Origin of the sequence: Nocardia implantans, from assembly GCF_035544775.1 — a bacterium.
GTDB classification, from domain to species: Bacteria; Actinomycetota; Actinomycetes; order Mycobacteriales; family Mycobacteriaceae; genus Nocardia; species Nocardia implantans.
In genome coordinates, this window is the sequence record NZ_JAYKYQ010000006.1 from 239,842 (window position 1) to 255,386 (window position 15,545).

Below are 15,545 nucleotides of genomic sequence, written 5' to 3' on the forward strand. Positions count from 1 at the left end.
AAGCCACGCTCGGCCACAACCAGCGCGCCGCTCACACCCCCGCGACGCGCTTGGCGAGATCGTCCGCCAGCTGACGCGCCTGGGTCGGGTCGGTGGCTTCCACCATCACCCGCACCAGCTCCTCGGTGCCGCTGGGCCGCAGCAGCACGCGCCCGGAGTCACCGAGTATCCGTTCCGCTTCCAGCACCGCTTCGCGGATCTCGGGTGCGCGCGCCACCACGGATTTGTCGTTGACCGGCACGTTCACCAGGATCTGCGGCACGGTCTGCAGCACGCTCGCCAGATCGGCCAGGCCGCGCCCGGTCCGCGCCATCCGCGCCATCAGGCGCAGGCCGGTGAGAATGCCGTCGCCGGTGGTGCCGTATCGGGGGAACACCACATGCCCCGACTGCTCACCGCCGAGCGTGAAGCCGCCGCGCCGCAACTCCTCGAGCACGTAACGGTCGCCGACGGCGGTGGTGCGCACGGTGATGCCCGCCGCCCGCATGGCGATGTGCAGGCCGAGGTTGCTCATCACGGTGACGACCAGGGTGTCGTCGGCCAGCTCGCCCGCCTCGTGCATGGCGAGGGCCAGGATCGCGAGGATCGCGTCGCCGTCGACCACATTGCCGTGCGCGTCCACGGCCAGGCAGCGATCGGCGTCGCCGTCGTGCGCCAGACCCAGATCGGCGCCGTGTTCCACCACCGCGGCCCGCACCTGGTCGAGATGGGTCGAGCCGCAGCCGTCGTTGATGTTCAGCCCGTCGGGCTCGGCGTTGATGGCGATCACCGTCGCCCCCGCTTCGCGGTAGGCGGCAGGCCCCACCTCGGCGGCGGCTCCGTGCGCGCAGTCGACCACGACGGTCAGCCCCGACAGGTCCTGTCCGGTGGCCTCGACCAGGTGTTCCACATAGCGCTCATGAGTGCCCGCGAGGCTGTACCGGTCGGGGATGCTCAGCCCGTGGTCACGCGCGCCGGCCGCGTTGCGCACCCGCCCGATGCCCGCGCCGGTCGGACGGAACGGCTTCTCGGCGGCCATGAGGGCCTCGATCCGGTCCTCGATCGCGTCGTCCAGTTTGTGCCCACCGGCGGCGAAGATCTTGATCCCGTTGTCGGGCATCGGGTTGTGCGAGGCGGAGATCATCACGCCGAGACAGGCGTCGTACAAGCCGGTGAGGTAGGCGACGGCCGGGGTCGGCAGCACCCCCACCGACAGCACGTCCACGCCCGCCGCGGTCAACCCCGCGGTCACCGCGGCCTCGAGCATCTCGCCGCTGGCCCGCGGGTCGCGCCCGACCACCGCGAGCGCGCGCTTCTTGCCCCGGCTCAGGATCTGCGCGGCCGCGCCGGAAACGCGCAACGCCAGCTCCGGACTCAATGACTCGTTCGCAAGCCCGCGGACTCCGTCGGTGCCGAACAACCGTCCCATACCTCGCCCCTCATTGGTGATCTGTGGCGTGGGCGTCGGCCCGGGAGGCACCGGCCCGTGCACCACGAAGGCCCCGCGAACGCCGCGTCTTCATACAGCGCGAGAGCAGGCGACCAGCTGTTCGCTGGGAGCCTGCTCTCGTACGGCTGCCGCGTCGACCGTACCGCCTCCGGCACCGCGAGAGTGCCGGAGGCGCAGAGCCGACGATGCCGAAATCAGCGCTTCGAGTACTGCGGCGCCTTGCGCGCCTTCTTCAGACCGTACTTCTTGCGCTCGGTGGCGCGCGGGTCACGAGTCAGGAAGCCGGCCCGCTTCAGGGCGGGACGATCCTCCGGGGTGACCTCGATCAGCGCACGGGCGATGGCCAGCCGCAGGGCGCCTGCCTGACCGGACGGGCCGCCGCCGACCAGGCGGGCGTGCACGTCGAAGGACTCGGTGCGCTCGACGGTCACCAGCGGCGACTTGACCAGCTGCTGGTGCACCTTGTTCGGGAAGTAGTCCTCGATGGTGCGGCCGTTGAGCACGAAGTTGCCGGAGCCGGGCAGCAGGCGCACGCGCACGACGGCCTCCTTGCGGCGGCCGACGGTCTGCACCGGGCGGTCGATCACGATCGGAGCGTAGGACGCCGAGGCCTCGGAGTCCTCGTAGCCCGCACCGTCCTCGACAGCCTCGGCAGCGTCGAATTCCTCGACGTATTCCTCGTTGAATTCCTCGGGAGCGGTCACTGGGCCACCTGCTTGATCTCGAACGGGATGGGCTGCTGGGCGGCGTGCGGGTGCGTCGGGCCCGCGTACACCTTCAGCTTGCCCGCGATCGCGTTACCGAGCTTGTTCTTCGGGATCATGCCCTTGACGGCCTTCTCCACGAGCCGATCGGGACGGCTCTCCAACACCTGACCGACGGTCCGCGACTTGAGGCCGCCCGGGTGCCCGGAGTGGTGGTGGATCAGCTTGTCCTGCCGCTTGTTGCCGCTGATGGCAACCTTGTCGGCGTTGATGATGATGACGAAATCGCCACCATCGACGTTCGGGGCGTAGGTCGGCTTCGTCTTGCCACGCAGCAGATTCGCTGCCTGGACGGCGAGACGGCCGAGCACTACGTCAGTGGCGTCGATGACGTACCACTTACGGGTCACGTCACCCGCCTTGGGGCTGTACGTAGGCACAGTGCTTCCCTGTCTGTCGTCGGTGTTGCCAGCCAGGCGTGCGGTCGAGCTGTTCCCGGCGGCCGGTGGAGACCCGGGGCTCGGCGGACATTCCGCACGCCAACGAGCCACCATACCAGTGGGGTATGGCGGGGAGAAATCCGTCAGATCTCGATCGGCGGGCCGAGGTCCATGGCGCCGGGCGGGCCGGGGACCAGGTAGCGCAGGGTGTCGACGTCGGGCCGCCCGCACTCCGCCGTCCTTTCCTTCGCTTCCCGCTGGGTTCCCCGGGTGGCGGTGACACCTGGTTTCGGCTGGGTGATCGCGTAGGGCGAGGTCGGACACCCGACCGGCGCGCCGTCGACTTCTTCCGCGGACACGACCGATGCCGCGTCGAGGGCGACCGGCCGCGCGGTCAACTCCACCCGGTGATTCCCGGACGGAAGCGCGACCACGGCCAGCGCCACCGCCCCGGCGACGGTGTTGGCTCCGAACAGGTTGCCCTTCATCTTGTTCCACAGCTTGCCCTTGCGGTGCCCGTCCGCGTCGTCGGACTCGGCGCCCGGCTCCTGCCACGGCCCCTGGTGCTGCTGACCGGCGTACCGGGACTGCTCCGGCGCGCCCGGGTAGGGCGGACGCGGGCCGACGGGATCACCGGGCGGGCGACCGCCGTCCTGCTGCTCGTCGGGCGCGCTCGGCGGCCGGGTGAAGCGGCTGCCCAGCTCGGCGAGGTTCGGCGGCAGACCGCGCGGCACGTCGTCGCGCCCGATCCTGGTCGTCGGCTCGTCGGGCTGGGTCGGGTATCCGGGGCCGTATTGGACGCCCGGCACCGGCCGGGCCGTGCGCCGACCCGCCTCCGCCTGCTGCGGGGGATACTCGGCCTGCGGTCGGGCGGGCGTTGGTTCGGCGTGCCTGCCCGAAGGCTCCGGCTCGCCCGCCTCCGGGTCGCTCACCAGCAGATGTGCCGCGCCGAGCACCAGGGCGTGCATCGGATGGTCCGCCACGTGCAGGCGGTGCCCCAGATGGTTCTGGAAGGCCAGGCGCAACGCGTCGTTGAAGCGCACGTTGCCCGACAGCAGAACCGTCGAGGTGTCCGCGCCGATCGAGCGGGCCGCCGCCATCACCTCGATCACGACGTCGTCGGCCGACCTGGCGTCGCGCATGGCCTGCGCGTCCACCGGAACGTCGACCGACTCGGTGGGCTGCTCGTCGTCGCCGTGCACAGCGACCACCAGCATGCCGCGGCCGTCGGAGTACACGCCCGTCGCGCCGATGCCGTTCGGCCTGGCCCGGTCGGGCGGGTGCACCAGCCCGAGGGCGCGGACGTAGCCGGACAGCGCGACGCTCTCCGGCAGCGGTTCCACGACGACATCGAGCTGTTCCACCATCGAGGCGTAGATATCGATCTTCTCGTCCGGCCAGCTGTCCGGATAGGGCAACGCCACCAGATCCGGTTTGCCGCGCAAGTGCTTGCCGATCTCGGCGAGCGGGTTGTACAGACGCGCGCGGAAGACCAGTTCCGCGGGCCAGGTCGCGCCGGCGACCACGATCTGCGGATGCCCGAGGATGTCGCGCACGTCGGCGATCGCCATCCCGAGATCGGGTCTGTTGCGTTCCACGCCTGCCGTGTGCAACCGGCCCGACGAATCCGCCAGCAGATAGGCCGGCGGCGTCCACATGCCCTCCACCTGCACGGGGCGGATGGGAACGCCACCGCCACCGGCCGCAACGGACACCACATCCCAGCCGAGATGCACTGCCCCTACTCGCACCGTCACAGGCATAAGTGTGCCCGGTTCGCGGCCGAGATGCTCGTCGTCGCCGTGTCACACCGCCCGGCGTCGCTTGCGCGGACCGGGGCGGGGACGGACCGTCCGGATCGCCTCACGCGGTCGACTTCTTCAGTCGCAACCGGCGCCAGGTGATGAGCGCGAGCACCAGCGTGATCAGCGACAGCACGCCGACGTCCAACGCCCAGATCTCCGGCTTGTGCTGCCAGAGCGTGTCGGCCTGCGCGTTCAGGAACAGCTCCCGGATGTTCACCGTCGAAGCGCCCATCGCGTAGCCCCAGCGCGCCGGGAACAGCCAGGACACCTGCTCGAGCACCACCCGCCCGGTGACCGGGATCAGGCCGCCCGCCATCACCAGCTGGCACATGATGGCCACCACCAGCAGCGGCATCACCTGCTCGTTCGACTTGGCCAGCGACGAGAGCAGCAGCCCGACGACCACACAGCAGATCGCGGTGAGGGCGATATCGATGTACAGCTCCGCGCTGCCGGACGCCAGCACCGCCCCCTCACCGGGACGCTTCTTGCCCGCGAGGACGATCCCGACCAGCACGGCCGATTGCAGCAGCGCGGTGAAGCTGAACACCGCGATCTTCGCCATCAGGTATGCCGACGGCAGCAGGCCGACGGCGCGTTCGCGGTGGAAGATCGTCCGTTCGCCGACCAGGTCGCGCACCGTGAGCGTGGAACCCATGAAGCAGGCGCCCAGAATCAGCACCACCAGCAACTGCTGTGTCTCACTACCGCCCTCCGGCACGAACGTGCCATCCGGCAGCGCCTTCAACGCGCCGCGCTGGAATCCGTTCTTCCCCGGCACCACCAGCGACAGGCCGCCGAGGATGAACGGCAACAGCACCAGGAACGTCAGGTAACCGCGGTCGGCCAGGATCAGCCGGACCTGCCTGCGCGCCAGAGTCGAGAACTGCTTGCCGCGACTGGACTGCGGCGGACTGCCCGCGGGCCCGTACGGCTGCGGGGGCGGCGGGGGCGGCGGCGCGAACGCCTGCCGGGAGCGATAGGCGGCGAACGCCTGATCCGGATTGGCCGCGACATTGGCGAAGATCTCCGCCCAGTCGCTGGTGCCGAGCGCCGCGCCGACACCGGCCGGATTGCCGCAGTAGGCGGTCTTGCCGCCGGGAGCGAGCAGCAGCACCTGATCGCACATGTCCAGGTGCGCCACCGAGTGGGTCACCACGATCACCACGCGGCCGGCGTCGGCCAGCTCGCGCAGCATCACCATGACCTGACGGTCCAGTGCCGGGTCCAGGCCCGACGTGGGTTCGTCCAGGATGAGCAGCGACGGGCCGGTCAGCAGTTCCAGCGCCACCGAGGCGCGCTTGCGCTGACCGCCGGAGAGACGGTCGACCCTGGTGTCGGCGTGCTCGGTGAGCGAAAGCTCCTGCAGCACCCCGTCGATCACCTTCTGCCTGTCCTGCTTGCTGTTGTCCCTCGGCAGCCGCAGTTCGGCCGCGAAACCCAGCGCCTGGCGCACCGTGAGCTGCCGGTGCAGCACGTCGTCCTGCGGCACCATGCCGATCCGGGAACGCAGCGCCTCGTACTCGGCGTGCAGATTGCGGCCTTCGAAGGTGACCACGCCGCCCGAAGGCTGTGTGGTGCCCGCGATCAGGCGCGACAGCGTCGACTTGCCCGCACCGGAGGGACCGATCAGCGCGGTGAGCGTGCCGCGGCTGGCTGACATGTTCACGTCGACGAGCAGTTGCTTGTTGCCCTCGACGGTGAAGCCGACACCGTGCACGGCCAAACCCTGCTCGGCGACCGGCTTCTGCCGGTGCACCAGCGTGCCCTGCTGGACGACGAAGTCGACGTTGCCGACGGTGATGATGTCCCGCTCGCGCAGCACCGCCCGCTGCTGGCGGTGCCCGTTGACGAACGTGCCGTTCGCCGAGCCGAGGTCCTCGATGGTGAGGCCATCGGCGGAGGCGATCAGGCGGGCGTGCTTGCGGGAGGCCAGCGGATCGTTGACGACGATCTGATTGTCGGTGGTGCGGCCGATGCTCAGGCCGGTCTGCGGGATCCGGTCGGCGCGGGCGATGGGCGCCGTGCTCGCCCTGGCCCGGACCGGAGGCATGTTCGAGGTGTCCGCCCTGGTCGTCATGTTGACGTTCACCGCGGGCGCGGGCGCGTCCTGCGGAGGCGGATAGTGCGGACGCTGGAACGGCTGCGCGGGCCGCCGGACCGCGTGCGGCGGCGGGCCCGGCGGCGGCGCGGGAACCGGTTGCGGCGGGCGCGCGGAAGGCCGCTGCGGTGGTTGCGGGTTCGCCGGCAACAGGTGCAACAGCGGGCCGCTGATCGCGTCGCCCAGCCGGACCTGTGTGGGGCGGTCGATCGACACCGGCTGGGTCAGCCTGCGCGCGTCCACGAAAACGCCGTTGGTGCTCTTGTTGTCGGTCAACACCCAGGCGCTGCCCTGCCAGGCCAGCGTGGCGTGCACACGCGAGACGAGCGGGCTGTCGACGAAAAGCGTCACCTCCGGCGCGCGGCCCATCGTGACCTGCTGGCTCGAATCGAATACTCGTTCGTTTCCATCATGGCGCACGGTGATGGTCTGCGCCCCCGGTGAAGACATGCAGCGGATACTATTCCATCACCCGGACATCGGCGGTGCCCCCGATGCGCCAAATGCCCCGATCCGGCGACCGATGTGAACGTTGTAGCGGCCGACCAGGGGGAGCCTTGCCGAGAGTCCGAGCGACCGCGCTGGTTGCGACGCTGCTCAGTGTTCTGGTGCTGGTCGGCGGATGTATCCGAGTGGTCGACGGCCGGGCCGTCTCCGTCTACGACGATCCGTTCAAGGTGGCCGGGTTGCCCACCACGAGCGGCCCGAGCGGCCCGCGCACCGGCGTCGAGGACAGCACGCTGACCGCGACCAACGGCGACGGCGGCGCCGTGGACACCCTGGCGCTCAACGCCGTCGACGATATCCAGACCTACTGGCGCGGTGAGTTCGGCAAATACTTCCAAGGCGAGTTCAAGCCGGTCGAGAAGCTGCTGTCCTGGAGCGCGAAGGCAGGGCGGCAGGAGTCGGTCGAGTTCTGCAAGGAGACCACCTACCGCTTGGTCAACGCCGCCTACTGCCGCCTGGACAATTCCATCGGCTGGGATCGGTCGGTGCTGCTTCCCACCATGGAGGAGACCTTCGGGAAGATGTCCGTGGTGATGGTGCTCGCGCACGAGTACGGGCACGCGGTGCAGACCATGGCCAAGATCGTCGGGCCGAAGGACCCGGTGATCGTCAAGGAGCAGCAGGCGGATTGCTTCGCGGGCGCTTTCATGCGGCACGTGGCCGAGGGCAAGGCCCGGCATTTCACGATCAACACCTCCGACGGCCTCAACAGCGTGCTCGCCGCCACCGTCGCCATCCGCGACTCCGACCCCGACGACCCGGAAAGCGTGCACGGCTCCGCTTTCGAACGGGTCACCGCCGTGCAGATCGGTTTCACCGACGGTCCCAAGGCGTGCAAGGGCATCGACCAGGACGAGATCGACCAGCGCCGCGCGAATCTGCCGCAGAGTTTCAGTGACGACAACGGGCGCGGCGAGTACCCCATCACCAAACAGACCTTGGTCGAATTGACCAAAGCACTCGAAGCGATTCTGCCGATCGACCACGAGCCGACCTACGACTACACCCGGGCGAAGATCGCTTGCCCCGACGGCGTGGTGACCGAACCGGTGTCGTACTGCCCCGCCGCGAACACGATCGCCACGGACATCCCCCGACTGGCCGAGCGGGGTACGTCGGACTACGGCGCGGACGACCCGCTGCCGCTCAAGGTGACCGGCGATTACAACGGCTACATCGTGTTCATCTCCCGATACACCTTGGCCGTCCAGCAGAGCCGCGGGCAGAGCCTGGTCGGCGCGAAAACCGGACTGCGCGCGGCCTGCCTGTCCGGGGTGGTCACCGGCAAACTCGCCGAATCGGGACGACCGGTCAGTCAGGGCGATATCAAGCTCGCCGCAGGAGATCTCGACGAGGCGGTCTCCGGCCTGCTCACCGACGGCCTGGCCGCCAGCGACGCCCAGGGGAAGACCGTGCCGAGTGGTTTCTCCCGAGTGGAGGCATTCCGCGCGGGAGTCCTCAACGGCGAGAGCGTGTGCGCCGCGCGCTATTCCTAGCGCGTGCTCAGCGGCCGAACGGCGGCGGCGCGGCCAGTTCGAACCGCAGCACGCGGTTGCCGAGCATGATCTCGGTGCCGGGGACGAGCGCCATGGACTGGCGCGGCGCCAGGCGCACCCAGTCGCGGTAGCCGGGCAGCCTGGTGCGGGTGCCGTTGGTCGAACCGCAGTCCACCACCGTCACGTCCCAGTTCACCAAGCGGATTTCGGCGTGGGCCCTGGACATGCCGCCGGAGGCGTCCTCCACCCGCAGCGGGACGAGTCCGCTCTCCGCGGCCGGTGAACGCTCGGGGTCGCGTCCGATCACCGCGTCGGCGGCGAGCATGTAGGTCATGCCGTCGTCGAGGATCAGCATGCCCAGCGGCGGGCGGACCACTTCGATCAGCGCCTGGGTCTGGTCGACCGGCATCCCGCAGACGGTGCAGAACGCCGCCCGCGGATCGCTGGGATGCGCCCGGGCGCATTTGAACCCCATCACCTTGACGGTCAGCGCGGTGGCCTTCGCGGTCGCCTCCAGCCGACGCTGGAGCTCCGGATCGGGCCGCGGCGCGGGATTGGTGCCGCCCAGTTGCGTCGGCGCGTGGTGCGGATCGATCGGCGTCTGCTCCGTCTGGGCGTCGAGCATCGCGGTAGACGGCGCCGTCGGGTATCGCGGCGGGTGCGGCTGCTGGCGCTGTTCCGATTCCGCGGACGGCGCGTGTTCGACACGCGCCGCCGGCAGCGCGGAGGTCTCCGGGTCGTGCTGCGCGCCCAAGGATCCGGACGCCCGGCCGTACCCGGGCAACTCGGTGCGCGCGCCTTGCGTCCAGACGATCGCGCCCCCCGCTTGCGCGATGCCTTCGACCAGCCTGCCGATGCCTGGCTCGGGCGGCAGATCCGGGATACGGCCCTTCGCGTCGTCGACGAACAGCGCCGCCGCCCGCGCCGGAACCGCCGCGACCCGATCCACCGTGAAGGCCGCGTCGCTGCCGCGATAGCGCTCGAGCCCGCCGTCACCGGCCAGCACGGCGGTGATCGCCCCGTGCAGGAAGATCGCCACACCCCCGTGCTCGGCGGTGGACAGAATGCCGAAATCGATCGGCTCTCCCGGGCTGATCCGCTCGGCCTGCTTCATCAGCCAGCGCGTCGCCTGCCGCGCCACCAGGGCGCCGGGCCCGCCCGGCTCCCGATCGGTCGCGTCGCGCACCAGTTCGGCCAGTGATTCCAGCGCGACCGCGGCGGGCGAATCCTGAGCCGGCCTGCCCGGCTTGCGGTGCGCCACGATGATCACCGCGCCCGCGACCCTGGCCACGGCGTGGCTACCGACGACGACCTCGACCTGCCGATCCTTCACCGGTATCGGCCTCCACCGGGATTGCAGTGCAAGGTCGTCGCCACACCGACAAGGGTATTGCAATAGGACGACCATCGGTCCCCCTCCCCGCCCTCTGTCGGGTAACTTCGGTGTCAGCAACGGGAGGAACGAGGGGCCTGAGATGGTTCGGACGCAACGCATCGCGCTCACCGCGTCTTGTCTGGCATTGGCGGGGATGCTGGCCGGTTGCGCAGGCGTGCAGGGCACACCGACCGCGGGTGAGATCGACGTGCGCAAGCTGGAAGTCGGCACCTATCCCGTGGACAAGCACGAGTACGACCAGGATTCGGCGGGCAAAGGCGCGCTGCTGGAAGGCATGCGGATGTCCGAGGCCGTGGTCCCGACCGTGCGCATCGATTCCGTGTTGAAGTTCGGCCGCGGCAGCACCGTCGTCAAGGACGCCGAGCAGGCGCTCGACTTCGTGGCCAAGGTGTCCAGGCCGGTCCTCGACAACCGCAAGCTGATCGTGGGATATGCCGCCAGCGGCGCGGACCGTCCCGATCCGGCCGGCCAGACCAATCCTTCCCCGCAAGCCACCGCGGTCACGAACGCGCTGTTCCGCTTCCCAGACGAGGCCACCGCGAAACTCGCCGCCCGGGAACTCGAGGACGTCGACATCGCCGTCTCGCCGGACAACCGCAAGCTGTCGTCGACGAAGTACCCCGACTCCTATATCCACTGGCGGCCCGGTGTTCCCAACGTCGGCACCTTCATGGCGTACAAGGAATTCGTCATCTCCTTGTTCATCCAGCGTCCGACGGCGGATGCCGACGACCTGGTGAAGTGGGTCGACAAGACCTTGGCCGCCGAGGTGGCGCAGCTGGACAAGTTCACCCCGACTCCGGTGAACAAGCTCGACACCCTGAAGGCGGATCCGGACGGCCTGCTCGCCCGCGTCGCGGTCGCCGACCGCAAGAACCGAGAGCCCGACCCGGCGACCTTCGCCGTCTACGGCGGCTATCACACGGTGCACCGCGCCGATGACGAGTCGGTGCACCTGCGCCTGATCGAGGAAGCGGGCGTGGACCACATCGGTCTGCTCGACGACAGCTACGTCGCCCGCACCCGCGACGGGGCCGCCGCCCAGAAATTGGTCACCGGCCTGTTGGACAGTGAAGGCGCGCACTACGACCCGCTCGGCGCTCCCAAGGACGTCCCCGGCGCGAAATGCCTGCAGCTCAACAGCAAGGGCGACCCGGATCGGGAGTACAAGTACCGGTGCTACGTCGCGTACAAACGGTATGTCGGAGTCGTCACCAGTGATAAGGAACCGGACGTGCGGCAGAAGGTCGCCGCGGAGTACGCACTGCTGGCGAACAGTTTCTGAGATCGGCGGCGGTAGTCGCCCCGCGCTTTCGCGATCCGTGGCCGCGGGTGGGCCGAAGTAGGATCCGGCGCAACTACCGCAGTCAGGGGAGGGAAAGAATGCAGCACGGCGTGATGTCGAGACCGATCCGAATCGCTTGTGCCCTGGTACTGGCCGGCGCCGTCGCCCTGGGTGCAGGGGCGTGCGGCGATCCGGAGGCCACGACACAAAAGCCCGCACAGCCGGTCGATCTGGCGCAGCTGGACGTGGGCAATTACGCGACGACGCCGCGCGTTTACGCGACAGCGAAGAATCCCGAGCAGGCGCGCATGATCGAGGCGGAGCGGCTGGCGAACTTCGTGCCCATGCCGTCGGACATCGACCCGGCGTTCGTCTCCGCGAATCCTTCGATCTCCAAGGTGTTCATCGAGCCGAAGAGTTCGCTGGGACGGATCATGAACGTCTCCCGATTCGCCGAGGCCGCCCCGGAGTTCGTCGCCGGATTCCTCAGCAGCGCGGGCACCGAGCCGGACAATCGCGGCACCGACCTGGTCAACGCCGTCCTGATCTTCCCGGATGAGCAGAAGGCCGCGGCTGCCGCGGCCGCCTTGGAACGCGTCGACTTCGAGGCCAACAACCGGAACACGCCGGTGCAGATCCCCAAGTACCCGGCAGCGCACGCGCATTGGCAGCCGCAGGAGCAGTCGATCGGGTCGTGGTTCGCCACCGGCAAGTTCGTCGTCTACACCTGGATCTTCGACTACGTGAAGATCTTCCTGGAGAAGGTTGACCTGCCCGCGCTGCTCGGTCTGGTCGAGAAGAGCCTCGACACAGTCGTCCCCGCCATCGGCCGCTTCACTCCGACCCCGGTCGACCAGCTGATGACAGTGTCGATCGATATGGACGGCATGTTGAGCCGGGCGCTGCCGAGACCGAGGGAAGACTCGTGGATCGATCCGCCCGGCGCCTACACCGGACACGGCGCGCTGCACTTCACCACCGATTCGGCCGAGGATCGCAAGATCATCGAAGCGGCCGGAGTGGACCGGTACGCCACCGACGGCACCGATCTGTTCCGCGCCCGCGACGCCGCCGCGGCGGCACAGCTGCGGGAGCAGCGCGGTGGGCTGACGAAGAAGTTCCGCGGGGCCGAGGCGCCGAAGGGCCTGCCCGCCGCGCGCTGCAAGGAATACATCGGAACCAAGACGGTGGTCGTCCGTTTCTACTGCTCGGTGTCCTACGACCGCTACGCGGCGTTCGCGTGGTCGCATCAACTGCTCGACGCGCAGCAGCGCATCTCCGCCCAGTACGCATTGCTGGTGAATGCCGCATGACGAGATTCCGCACCGCCGCCGTCGCACTCGCCTGCGCGATGACCGCCACCATCGTCACCGGCTGTGGCTCGACGCTCGCGGGGACCGCGCGGCCGGGTGAGATCGATATTCGCGGTCTGGACACCGGCAACTACCCCACCGAGCCGCCGAACGCGCACGACGACGACTACCAGCCGCTGTTCATCGACATGGACAAGGTCGCCGCCATGCGGCTGGCCGATCACGTCGCGTCGGCCTACGACATCGATCCCAGGATGAAGTACAGCTGGACGCCGTCGAGCATCAGCAAAGGGACGCTGCCCGGTGAACTCGGGCGCCAAGAGGACATGCGGCCGATCGCGGAACGCAACCGGATGATGTTCGGGTTCCACACCAACGGCTCGGATCAGAATGTCAGCTTGATCGCCTCCGGATGGCCGACCAAGCCCCGGCCCAATTCCACGACCGTCGGCACGATCGTCATGCAGTTCCCCGACCCCGAACGCGCCCGCCAGGCCGCGACGGAGTTCTACGACGCCGATCTCGGCGCCTACCGCGAGCAGAACGAGCCGGTCACCCTGCCGCGGCAGCCGCAGGCGCGAGCGCACTGGCGTCCAGGCTCCCCGTTCCTGCGCACGATCCTCGCGCACGGCTCCTACGTGGTGGCGTTCCTCGTCTCGGCCAACGCTCCCGATCGCAACGCCCTCGTCGCGCTCGCGGAGAAGGCGTACGACGTTCAGTTGCCGCTGCTCGATCAGTTGCCCGCGCTGACCGAGGAAGAGATGCTGCGTCTGCCTTGGGACCCCGATCATCTGCTGAGCCGCACCCTGAATCCGGCCGGGGTCCACTCCCCCAGCTACGACGATTCACACGCGCTGCTCGGTCTGCGCGGCATCATGCAATACGCCGAAGACCGCGATTACGCGAAACAACGCTTCACGGCGATGGGCGCCGACAGATTCGCCGTCTCCGGGGACACAGTGGTGATTCGCACGCCGAATCCGGCGGCGGCGCGGCGGATTGTCGCCGAACGCATCACCCCCACAGTGATCGCGGGCCCGGCCGATCCACCGCAGCACCTGCCCGATTCGGTGTGCGTGGAGAACCGGGCCACGCTATTCGATGATCGGCGATTCACCTGCGTCGTCGCATACAAGGAATACGTCGGATTCGTCGGGGCGAATCAACTGCTGGACGCTCAGCAGCGCGCTGCCGCACAGTATTCCGTTTTCGCGAACAGCCGATAAATGCACCGGTTTCGTCGCGAATCCGGTCGAGTATGCTGCGTGGCGAACGCCAGCGGCCCGCGTGGAGTCAGGAGATCGTGCATATGGCGATGAGCCCGGGGACCATCGTCGGCGGGTACCGCATCATCCGTGTACTCGGCGCGGGCGGCATGGGCACGGTCTACCTGGCCAAACATCCCAGTCTGCCCAGAACCGACGCGCTGAAAGTGCTCGGCGGCGAACTCAGTCGCGACTACGAGTTCCGCACCCGCTTCGAGCGCGAAGCCAATCTGGCCGCCGGACTGGATCATCCGAACATCGTCTCGGTCTACAACCGCGGTGAAGAACAAGGCCAGTTGTGGATCGCCATGCAATACGTGGACGGTACCGATGCCTCCGCCGAACTCGCCCGCGACCCGCATGCGATGAATCCGCTTCGCGCACTGCGCATCACCACCGAAGTCGGCAAAGGCCTCGATTACGCGCACCGCAAGGGTCTGCTGCACCGCGACGTCAAACCGGCGAATTTCCTGCTGTCCACACCTGTCGACGGTGAAGAAGAACGCGTGCTGCTGACGGATTTCGGCGTGGCCAAGGCCAATGACGACACCACCGAACTCACGCAGACCGGCAGCTTCGTCGCGACCATCGCCTACGCACCGCCCGAGCAGCTCACCGGCGGCCCGCTCGACCATCGCGCCGACGTCTACAGCCTCGCGTGCTCGTTCTTCAAGTTGCTCACCGCGCGCAATCCTTACCCGGGAACGCAGCCCGCGCTGGTGATGATGGGGCATCTCCACGAACCCCCGCCGCTGGCCACCGCGGTCAATCCCGGCCTCCCCCAGGCCATCGATCATGTCTTCGCCCGCGCGATGGCGAAGAATCCCGCCGAAAGATTCAACAGCTGCCGGGAGTTCACCGATGCGGCGGCGAGCGCCCTCGTGCCCGGCTACAACCCCGTCGCCACCAACACTTCCCCCACCTATCCGATCCAGGTCTTGAATCCGCGGCCGGGGACCGATCCCCGCGTGGCCGTCTCCGGGCCGGCGAGCGCCGCCGCACGGCCCACGCGCAAGAACCGGCTGCTCGCCGCCGCCGCGGGCGTGGTGACCGTCGTGCTCGCCGCGGGGGTCGGCATTTGGGCACTCAACCGCGATGAGCCCGCATCCGGGCCCGCCGTCGCCACGCCGAGCAGCACGGCCGTCCTGTCGCCGCTGGACCGGGCGCGTGCGGACAATCCGGCGTTCCGGGGCAAGACGATCACGATGGTCGACGTGCCGCGTGGCTCGCAGATCTCGATCTTTCTCGGCGGCACACCGCAGACCGAGTTCCTGGAGGATCTCGGGTTCGTCTACAACCTCAACTACCGGCGGCAGGGCGAGGAGACATCGCCTCGCGAGCTGACCGGATCCACCCGGCTCGAAGTGGCGGCGGATGGCTACGTGCTGGCCGTGCGCAGCGACGAGAAGGCGGGCGGCGGTGGCCTGCTCGGCCTTCCGTACCAGGTCGCGGGTACCCGGGCCACGGTCATTCCACTGGACGATCCCGCGGCCGTCGCCGCGGTCCGCGACTGGAGCGAGTCGTCCCAGCAGACTCTGCTCGACCGCTTGGTGCCGGTGCTGCGCAATCGCGTGAAGTGATTCGGTCGCATCCGCTGAACGTAAGGGTTCGTGGGCTTTTCGAGTTCCGAGACCACTGGCCTTCGGCAATCTGCTGGTAGCGGCGGACTTAGGCGTTCGGTAAGGTGTACCGCAGCCAGCCCACTCGCCGATCATTACAGCAGCGAGCAGGGGGAAGGAGGGGAGCCGAGCGCTGGCGTTACAAGTCATGCAGACCCGGATCGCATCGTGGTCTTCCGAGCAGG

General features: G+C 68.8%; 11 protein-coding genes. 5 read left to right on the forward strand and 6 right to left on the reverse strand.

The features are described from left to right. Nucleotides 1–31: 31 nt before the first annotated feature. The 5 genes from glmM to U3653_RS16660 all read right to left on the reverse strand — a co-directional run bounded on the left by glmM (nucleotide 32) and on the right by U3653_RS16660 (nucleotide 6,929). Entirely contained in the window at nucleotides 32–1,408 is a 1,377-nt protein-coding gene (gene glmM / locus U3653_RS16640) for a phosphoglucosamine mutase (RefSeq protein ID WP_195080438.1), read from the reverse strand. Nucleotides 1,409–1,623: 215 nt separating this feature from the next. Further along, complete coding sequence (rpsI, locus tag U3653_RS16645) at nucleotides 1,624–2,133, reverse strand: 30S ribosomal protein S9 (RefSeq protein WP_195080437.1); 510 nt, start codon at nucleotides 2,131–2,133, stop codon at nucleotides 1,624–1,626. Further along, the gene (gene rplM, locus U3653_RS16650) at nucleotides 2,130–2,573 is read right to left on the reverse strand and encodes a 50S ribosomal protein L13 (protein ID WP_067803768.1); all 444 of its coding nucleotides are present in this window, start codon (nucleotides 2,571–2,573) and stop codon (nucleotides 2,130–2,132) included. The genes rpsI and rplM overlap by 4 nt, the downstream gene beginning before the upstream one ends. Nucleotides 2,574–2,716: 143 nt before the next feature. Next, nucleotides 2,717–4,336 carry a chromosomal replication initiator protein DnaA gene (locus tag U3653_RS16655; protein ID WP_195080436.1) on the reverse strand — a complete coding sequence of 540 codons (1,620 nt, stop codon included), beginning with the start codon at nucleotides 4,334–4,336 and terminating at the stop codon, nucleotides 2,717–2,719. A 100-nt stretch (nucleotides 4,337–4,436) separates the two neighbouring features. After that, nucleotides 4,437–6,929 carry an FHA domain-containing protein gene (locus U3653_RS16660; RefSeq protein ID WP_195080435.1) on the reverse strand — a complete coding sequence of 831 codons (2,493 nt, stop codon included), beginning with the start codon at nucleotides 6,927–6,929 and terminating at the stop codon, nucleotides 4,437–4,439. Nucleotides 6,930–7,036: 107 nt separating this feature from the next. Between U3653_RS16660 and U3653_RS16665 the strand changes: the two genes are divergently transcribed. Next, a complete protein-coding gene (locus U3653_RS16665) occupies nucleotides 7,037–8,482 on the forward strand; it encodes a neutral zinc metallopeptidase (RefSeq protein ID WP_195080434.1) in 1,446 nt (481 codons plus the stop codon). A 7-nt stretch (nucleotides 8,483–8,489) separates the two neighbouring features. On the opposite strand, the gene U3653_RS16670 is transcribed toward U3653_RS16665, so the two are convergent. Continuing rightward, entirely contained in the window at nucleotides 8,490–9,815 is a 1,326-nt protein-coding gene (locus U3653_RS16670) for an FHA domain-containing protein (protein ID WP_323124655.1), read from the reverse strand. Nucleotides 9,816–9,957: 142 nt separating this feature from the next. Between U3653_RS16670 and U3653_RS16675 the strand changes: the two genes are divergently transcribed. From U3653_RS16675 to U3653_RS16690, 4 genes are all read left to right on the forward strand, one after another. After that, a complete protein-coding gene (locus U3653_RS16675; RefSeq protein WP_195080432.1) occupies nucleotides 9,958–11,163 on the forward strand; it encodes a DUF7373 family lipoprotein in 1,206 nt (401 codons plus the stop codon). A gap of 113 nt (nucleotides 11,164–11,276) precedes the next feature. Next, nucleotides 11,277–12,476, forward strand: coding sequence for a DUF7373 family lipoprotein (locus tag U3653_RS16680; RefSeq protein ID WP_323124656.1), 1,200 nt, complete (start codon nucleotides 11,277–11,279; stop codon nucleotides 12,474–12,476). Beyond that, nucleotides 12,473–13,702 carry a DUF7373 family lipoprotein gene (locus tag U3653_RS16685; RefSeq protein ID WP_195080430.1) on the forward strand — a complete coding sequence of 410 codons (1,230 nt, stop codon included), beginning with the start codon at nucleotides 12,473–12,475 and terminating at the stop codon, nucleotides 13,700–13,702. The genes U3653_RS16680 and U3653_RS16685 overlap by 4 nt, the downstream gene beginning before the upstream one ends. A gap of 83 nt (nucleotides 13,703–13,785) precedes the next feature. Continuing rightward, nucleotides 13,786–15,321, forward strand: coding sequence for a serine/threonine-protein kinase (locus tag U3653_RS16690; RefSeq protein WP_195080429.1), 1,536 nt, complete (start codon nucleotides 13,786–13,788; stop codon nucleotides 15,319–15,321). Nucleotides 15,322–15,545 lie beyond the last annotated feature (224 nt).

Coding starts and splice junctions, on each gene's coding strand:
- glmM (WP_195080438.1), bottom strand. CDS start 1,408: ATGGGACGGTTGTTCGGCACCGACGGAGTCCGCGGGCTTGCGAACGAG.
- U3653_RS16655 (WP_195080436.1), bottom strand. CDS start 4,336: ATGCCTGTGACGGTGCGAGTAGGGGCAGTGCATCTCGGCTGGGATGTG.
- U3653_RS16660 (WP_195080435.1), bottom strand. CDS start 6,929: ATGTCTTCACCGGGGGCGCAGACCATCACCGTGCGCCATGATGGAAAC.
- U3653_RS16675 (WP_195080432.1), top strand. CDS start 9,958: ATGGTTCGGACGCAACGCATCGCGCTCACCGCGTCTTGTCTGGCATTG.
- U3653_RS16680 (WP_323124656.1), top strand. CDS start 11,277: ATGTCGAGACCGATCCGAATCGCTTGTGCCCTGGTACTGGCCGGCGCC.
- U3653_RS16685 (WP_195080430.1), top strand. CDS start 12,473: ATGACGAGATTCCGCACCGCCGCCGTCGCACTCGCCTGCGCGATGACC.
- U3653_RS16690 (WP_195080429.1), top strand. CDS start 13,786: ATGGCGATGAGCCCGGGGACCATCGTCGGCGGGTACCGCATCATCCGT.